This is a genomic window from Phytoactinopolyspora endophytica (assembly GCF_004138495.1).
In the GTDB taxonomy this organism is placed as follows: Bacteria; Actinomycetota; Actinomycetes; order Jiangellales; family Jiangellaceae; genus Phytoactinopolyspora; species Phytoactinopolyspora endophytica.
This window is the reverse complement of sequence record NZ_ML142849.1, coordinates 479,942-486,957: the sequence shown is the minus strand read 5'-3', so window position 1 is coordinate 486,957 and position 7,016 is coordinate 479,942. Positions and strand designations below refer to the sequence as shown.

General features: G+C 67.1%; 9 protein-coding genes. 2 read left to right on the top strand and 7 right to left on the bottom strand.

Features of this window, described 5'->3' with window-relative positions; genetic code table 11:
- The 7 genes from ELR45_RS40295 to ELR45_RS02160 form a co-directional block, all read right to left on the bottom strand.
- Nucleotides 1-184 (bottom strand): aldo/keto reductase (locus ELR45_RS40295; RefSeq protein ID WP_420813795.1); only part of this gene is annotated, 184 nt, incomplete at its 3' end.
- 126 nt (nt 185-310) lie between these two features.
- Nucleotides 311-1,291: a COX15/CtaA family protein gene (locus ELR45_RS02185; protein ID WP_205855707.1), complete on the bottom strand. Its 981-nt coding sequence runs from the start codon at nt 1,289-1,291 to the stop codon at nt 311-313.
- 15 nt (nt 1,292-1,306) lie between these two features.
- Nucleotides 1,307-2,023, bottom strand: coding sequence for an ABC transporter permease (locus ELR45_RS02180; RefSeq protein WP_129663435.1), 717 nt, complete (start codon nt 2,021-2,023; stop codon nt 1,307-1,309).
- A 53-nt stretch (nt 2,024-2,076) separates the two neighbouring features.
- Nucleotides 2,077-3,000, bottom strand: coding sequence for an ABC transporter ATP-binding protein (locus ELR45_RS02175; RefSeq protein ID WP_129663041.1), 924 nt, complete (start codon nt 2,998-3,000; stop codon nt 2,077-2,079).
- A gap of 211 nt (nt 3,001-3,211) precedes the next feature.
- Nucleotides 3,212-3,904: a hypothetical protein gene (locus tag ELR45_RS02170; RefSeq protein WP_129663039.1), complete on the bottom strand. Its 693-nt coding sequence runs from the start codon at nt 3,902-3,904 to the stop codon at nt 3,212-3,214.
- Nucleotides 3,905-4,040: 136 nt separating this feature from the next.
- Nucleotides 4,041-4,736, bottom strand: a complete 696-nt coding sequence (locus tag ELR45_RS02165) for a hypothetical protein (protein WP_129663037.1) — start codon at nt 4,734-4,736, stop codon at nt 4,041-4,043.
- 98 nt (nt 4,737-4,834) lie between these two features.
- Nucleotides 4,835-5,527, bottom strand: coding sequence for a hypothetical protein (locus ELR45_RS02160; RefSeq protein ID WP_129663035.1), 693 nt, complete (start codon nt 5,525-5,527; stop codon nt 4,835-4,837).
- A 179-nt stretch (nt 5,528-5,706) separates the two neighbouring features.
- Between ELR45_RS02160 and ELR45_RS02155 the strand changes: the two genes are divergently transcribed.
- Both ELR45_RS02155 and ELR45_RS40290 read left to right on the top strand, forming a co-directional pair.
- Nucleotides 5,707-6,417, top strand: coding sequence for a helix-turn-helix transcriptional regulator (locus ELR45_RS02155; protein WP_129663433.1), 711 nt, complete (start codon nt 5,707-5,709; stop codon nt 6,415-6,417).
- Nucleotides 6,418-6,435: 18 nt separating this feature from the next.
- The coding region (locus ELR45_RS40290) for a Fe-S cluster assembly protein SufB (protein WP_476704115.1) at nt 6,436-7,016 on the top strand (581 nt) is incomplete at its 3' end.

The following is a 7,016-nucleotide window of genomic DNA, read 5'->3' as shown; positions in this document are numbered from 1 at the left end:
CGGCCGCGCCGTACGGCGGGCCGTAGTTGTTGGCCAGGTCGAAATGGGTGATGCCCAGGTCGAAGGCTCGGCGCACGATGGCGCGCTGGGTGGATCTATCGCGTTCGTCGCCGAAGTTGTGCCAGAGTCCAAGTGAGAGCGCGGGAAGGCATAGGCCGCTTCGGCCGACTCGCCGGTAGGTCATCCGGTGGTAGCGGGCGGTGTCCGGAACATAGTCCACGATTCTCTGCTCTCATCCGGTGTTCAGGGGGAATGAACGTTATCGGTATGTTCTACGTCGAGAGCCTCGCGCTGCCGACGGCTGCCGGCGTCAGCGGTTCCCGCTGAGAGCGTCCGGGGTGGTCGACGGGAGCCAGCGGGTGGAGTACCAGGCGTCGACCGCGGCCATGATCATCAGCGCCGCGCCTAGCATGTGCAGACCGACCAGGAGCTCGGGCAGCTCGAGACGGTACTGGACGACGCCGATGACGCCCTGGCCGGCCTCCACACCGATGAGTACGAGGGCGGCGCTAGCGGTGCGGCCGGGGGAACCAAGCGCACGTGCGGCGACGTAGAGGCCGATCGAGAGCCCGACCAGCACGAGCACGGCGTCGGCGTGAATCTGGGTGACCAAAGCGACGTCGAGGCCGGTCCGTTTCGAATCCGGATCTCCGGCGTGTGGTCCGCTGCCGGTGACCACCGTCCCGAGGTAGACGGCCACTGCGGTTCCGATGAGAGTGAGCAGTCCGAGCCGCTCCAGCCAGGGGTTCCCGACGCGCGGCGGCAGCGCTCCCGCAGGCCGCTGGGAACGTCGAACCAGGACCGTGGCGATGCCGACGAGGACCGCCGACACCAGGAAGTGGAACATCACCACCCACGGGTTCAGGTCTGTCCACACGGTGATGCCACCGATGAACGCCTGAGCAGGGATGACGCCGAGCAGAATGATGGAGGGATAGAGCAGGTCACGCCGGGGCCGGTCCGACCTCAACGTCCGGATCACGGCGAGCAGCATGGCCAGTGCCACCGCGCCGAGGACGAAAGTCAGCAGCCGGTTGCCGAACTCGATGACGCCGTGCGAGCCCATCTCCGGGGTCGAGGTCAGCGAGCCCTCGGTGCAATGCGGCCAGTCCGGGCAGCCGAGGCCGGAGTCGGTGAGGCGGACTGCGCCGCCGGTGACGATGATGCCGGCCTGGGTGATGAGCGAGGCGACGGCCAGCCCGCGCAGTGTCCGCTCCGTCGGCAGCGGCAAGCGATGGAACAGTCGGCGCGGGCCACTGTCCACACCGGGCGGCGTCGCGGTCGTGGTCACCGTGTCATCTTAGGATCACTCCCAGCGGAACCAGCGGGCGGCCGCCGCGAAGCCGGCGACGGCCCATCCCACCAGGATGCCGGCCGCACCCCACGGCATGGCGGCTCCGTCGGCGAGCACATCGCGCAGTCCGTCTGCCAGCGCGCCCGTCGGCGTCGTCGTCAACACGCTTGCCGCCGCATCGGGGAACTGGTCGAACGGGATGACCACGCCCCCGAGCACCAGCAACAGGATGTAGACCAGGTTCGCTGCGGCGAGCGTCGCTTCGGCCCGCAACGTGCCGGCCATCAGCAGGCCGAGCCCGGCGAAGGCGAGCGTCCCGGCGACGAAGAGGACCGCGACGGCGAGGACGGAGCCGTGCGGGCGCCAGCCGAGAGCCCAGCCCAGGCCGCATACCAAGGCCACCTGAAGTACTTCGACGACCAGCACCGTGAGGGCTTTGGCCAGCAACAACGCCCACCGGGGCAGGGGAGAGGCGGCCAGTCGTTTGAGCACGCCATAGCGGCGTTCGTACCCGGTGGCTATCGCCAGCGACGTGAACGCGGTGGACATGACCGACAAGGCCAAGATCCCGGGCACCAGGAAGTCGACGCGCTCGTAACCGGCGGTGTCGAAGACCGGGACGGCGGTGAGCAGCGCGAGCAGGACCACCGGGATGATCGCGGTCAGCAGCAGTTGCTCACCGTTGCGCAGCAGCAGACGGGTTTCGAACGTCGTCTGTACGGCCAGCATCCGCCAGAGCGGCGCGGCTCCAGGCGCCGGCGCATACGTGCCCTCGACGGCCGTCACGATGGCCTACGCCCGGTGAGTTCGATCACCACGTCCTCCAATGACCTGCGTCCCACGTGCAGCCCTTCGGGCATGACGTCGTGCGCGGCGCACCACGATGTGACCGTCGCCAGGAGTTGCGGCGTCACGTGGGCACGCACCACGTACCGGCCGGGGGCGGTCTCGTCGAGCGCCGTCTCCTCCGGCAGGGCTTGCCGCAACGACGCCAGGTCCAACCGGGGCGGCCCGGTGAACTGAACGGTCGACTCGTCCTGCTTGGTGAGCTCCAGCGGAGAGCCCTGAGCGGCCAACCTGCCGTCGTCGATGATGGCGACGTCGTCGGAGAGCCGCTCAGCCTCGTCGATCAAGTGGGTGGTGAGCACGACGGTGACGCCGTCGGCGCGGAGCTCGTCCAACAGTTCCCACACCGAGCGGCGCATCTGAGGGTCGAGACCGGCTGTCGGTTCGTCGAGGAAGACGAGCTCCGGCCGCCCGACGAGCGCGGCGGCCAGCGCCACCCGTTGCCGTTGCCCTCCGGAGAGCCGCCGCACCGGGGTCCTGCCGGCGTCACCGAGCCCGAGCCGGTCGACGAGCGTGGCGACGTCGAGCGGCTGGGCATGCAGCCGGGCGAGGTGAGCGACGAGCTCGATGGCCCGGGCTCCTGGATACAGTCCGGCGCCCTCCTGGAGCATGACGCCGATCCGTGGCCTGAGCCGGGCGGCGTCGCGTTGCGGGTCGAGCCCGAGTACGCGGACCGTGCCGGCATCCGGGCGCCGATAACCCTCGCAGCACTCGACGGTGGTGGTCTTACCGGCGCCGTTGGGACCGAGTACCGAGGTGATGGTGCCCGGGTCCACCGAGAGTGTGAGGCCGTCCACGGCGATGGTGCCGCCGTAACGCTTGATCAGCGCATCGATCTCCACGGCACGGAACGAGCTCACGCAGCGAGTCTCCCATGTTCGCGAGCGGCCCTGGCGCGGTGGGTTTTCCACAGACCGCCGGGGTGCGGAAGCTGATCAAAGAAAGCAGTAACCCCGGCGACATGCCGAAGCAGAGGCCCACCGGGGTGTTCGACGGCAAGTATACGTAAGGGATGAGGGGCGCGCTGGCGCTCGCCGCCGGGCCTGCATCGTGCCGGTGTGTGAGGCAAGCTCATGCGGGGGAGCGGCCGTGCTGTTCCCAGACCTCCGCCGGGACGTTGTCGAGCACGCGGTTCATGAGCTCGAGCCGGAGCACGACGTCGGCTGCGTCGAGAGGGCCCTCGGTGTAGGAGAGCATGACGTTGCCGTCGATCCGCCAGGCCCACGCACCGGTGCTCATCAGCAGGTCGACCATCTCGGGGTGAAAAAGGCGCGCGCCGGACCGCTGGTCGTCACATCTCACGGTGAAGCGGCGGTTGAACTCGTCGTCGCCGATGTTCATGCGACGGAGACCGAAGGCCTGCCCGAGAAAGTCACCGGACGCGCCGTGGAAGCCGACGGCCATGCGCGGCAGAGGCGCGGGTAGGCGGATCGTCCACACCGCGTAACGGTGCGTCTTCGATCTGGTGCCGTGCCCACCGTCGTGAATCGTCGTGTACATGTACTCGAAGGCGGCGAAGTAACGGTCGCGGTGGCGCCCTTTGATGACGTTGAACGCCTTGGAACGCCGTGGATCTCCGCTCAAGGGCGGGCCGGACGGACAGGTGTTGAGGACCATGTCTTCGCGCTTGGACCATTGCCAGTCGTGGTGCTGTGCCAGCTCCTGCAACTCGTCGCGGCGGCGTCTGCTGGAGATGGTGCTGACGGTAACGATGGTCGCGGTCACAACGAGGACGATGGACATGAGCACGATGAATATGACCACGATGAGTCCTCCGACGTGTCACGTGCACGGTAACGCGCGGGTGCGTTCCTACGGAACTGACCGAGTCGATTCCGTTAAGTCAGTATCCCAGCAGGAGCGACGCGTTACGACCCCGACCAGAGGACGCTGCGGGCGCTCATGCCGGGGAGCGGCCGTACTGGTCCCAGACCTCTCTGGGGATGTGGTCGAGCACGCGGCTCATGTGGTCGAGCCGCGGGATGACATCCTCGGCGGTGAGGTGACCCTTGCGGTACGAGAGCATGACATTGCCGTCGATCCGCCACGCCCACGTGTCAGTGTCCATCAGCAGGTTCACCATTGCGGGGTGGAGCACGCGAGCCCCGAACCCGGCATCATCACACTTCACCTTGTAGCGGCGGTCGAACTCGGAGTGGCCGGTGTCCATTCGAGTGAAACCGAAGGCCTTGGCGACGCGGCCGCCGAGCACCCCCTCGGCGCCGAGCGAGATGGGCGGGAGAGACGCGGGAAGCGTGATTGTCCATACGGCGTAGGTGTGCGTCGTGGTGCTCGTCGTCTGGCCGCTGCTGGTCGTCGTGGTGTACGAGTATTCGAAGGCGGCGAACTCGTGATCCCGGTGCCGCCCGGTGACGACGTTGCGAGCCTTGGCGCGACGGGGGTGTCCGCGGAACGGGGGTCCGGGTGGACACGTAGCGGGCAGGGCGTCGTCGCGGGACGTCCATTGCCAGCCGTGGGTCCCTGCCAGCGCTTGCAGCGCCTCGCGCCGCTTCTTGGTCGCCACCATGCTGACCGCGATGATCGCCGCCGTCACGGCCAGGACGACGACGATGATCGCGACGAACGTGCCCTCCATAGTCCCCTCTACAGTCCCTCAACTCGCGCCAAGCGTGGTCGGGCAAGTATTCCAGGTTTCTGGTGGAGGGGACGTATTCGATAGGGGGCGAACATGGGTCAGGTGGCAGAGCGGCCCTGTTGCCAAACGTCGACGGGGACGTGGTCGAGCACGCGGTTCATCAGGTCGAGCCGGGCGACCACCTCATCGGCATGGAGACGGCCCTTGGTGTAGGACAGCATGGTGTTGCCGTCGAATCGCCACGCCCAGGCGGGTGTGCTCTTCATGAGCTCCACCATCGCCGGGTGCAGCAACCGTGCCCCGAACGCCTGGTCGTCGCACCTCACCGTGTAGCGGCGGTCGAACTCGTCGTCGCCGGTCTGTAGGCCACCCATCCCGACCGCACGTGCCGCCCTGCCGCCGAGCACGCTCGCCGTCTCGATCGAGATCGACGGCAGGGAAGCAGGAAGGGTGACCGCCCACACGCCGTAGCGACGTGTGGTCATGCTGGTGGTCTTGCCGCTGCTTGAGATTGTCGACTGGGAGTATTCGAAGGCTGTGAACCGTCGGCCATGATGGATTCCGGAGACGATGTGGCGGGCTCTCGCGTGGCGCGGGTCGCCACGGAACGGTGGTCCGGCCGGGCAGTTGCCGGGAAGCGTCTTGTCCCGGTGAGTCCAGTCCCAGCCGTGCGCCTGGGCGAGCTCCAGCAAGACCTTTCGGCGCCGCGTGTTCCCACGCGATCCGCGGATCATCATCACCGCAACGGCGACGATTATGGCAATCAGGAGTAGCGGGACGATGCCGTCCATGCGTGTGTCCTCCAAGCGGTTTTTGATCTGCCGCCCGAGTTTCGCACACCATGGAGGCGATGTTCCTGGACGCAGCTGGCTTAGGTAAGCCTGACCTGCGTGATTGATGCCACTAGGGCACTATGTGGACGACGTTTGTATCGGGCAGGGAAATAGAGCACGATGGTGTTGTGAAAAACATGCATGTGGCTGCCCCGACGGCGGAAGACACTTCCGCCGTTCAGGAGTCGCATGCTCGCACGCGGGAGCGTGTCGCGCGAGCGATCCTGGAGAACGGGCCGTCCACCGCGGCAGCCCTGGGAGACCAGCTCGGCCTGACGCCGGCGGCGATACGCCGGCATCTGGACGCGTTGCTCGCCGACGGAGTGATCGAATCACGCGAGCAGCGTGTCTACGGCCAACGTGGTCGGGGACGGCCGGCCAAGGTCTTCGTCCTCACCGATACGGGTCGTGATGAGTTCGAGCAGGCTTACGACGACCTCGCGGTCGGTGCTTTGCGGTTCCTCGCCGAAACCGGTGGGGAGGAGCTGGTGACAGCCTTCGCTCGGCACCGGGTGGCTGACCTGGAGCGACGGTACCGGCCGATCATCGATGCGGCCGAACCCGGCGCGCGGACGTCGGCTCTCGCGGCCGCCCTGAGCGACGACGGGTACGCGGCGTCGGCGGACGAGTCACCGGTGACCGGCGAGCAGCTCTGTCAGCATCACTGCCCGGTGGCGCACGTCGCCGAGCAGTTCCCCCAACTGTGCGAGGCCGAGACCGAGGCGTTCGCGCGGCTGCTGAACACTCACGTCCAGCGGATCGCGACGATCGCGCATGGTGATGGCGTCTGCACTACACACGTGCCTCGAAGCGTCGAGGCATCAGGACAGCACACGGACGATTCCTGAGGAGAGGATCTTTCTCATATGACCACCACAGATCATCCGGAGCTTGAAGGCCTCGGACGGTACGAGTACGGCTGGGCGGACTCCGACGCCGCCGGTGCGGAAGCGAAGCGCGGCGTGAACGAGGACGTCGTCCGGGAGATCTCGGCGCGGAAGAACGAGCCCGAGTGGATGCTCGACATCCGTCTCAAGGCGCTGCGTCTCTTCGAGAAGAAGCCGATGCCGAGCTGGGGCGCCGACCTGTCGGGCATCGACTTCGACAACATCAAATACTTCGTCCGCTCCACGGAACAGCAGGCGGCCTCCTGGGAGGACCTGCCGGACGACATCAAGAACACCTATGACAAGCTCGGCATCCCCGAGGCCGAGAAGCAGCGCCTGGTCGCCGGCGTCGCGGCTCAGTACGAGTCCGAGGTGGTGTACCACCAGATCCGCGAGGACCTGGAGGAGCAGGGCGTCGTCTTCCTGGACACGGACACGGCGCTGCGTGAGTACCCGGAGCTGTTCAAGGAATACTTCGCCTCGGTGATCCCGGCCGGGGACAACAAGTTCTCCGCGCTGAACACGGCGGTCTGGTCCGGCGGCTCGTTCATCTACGTGCC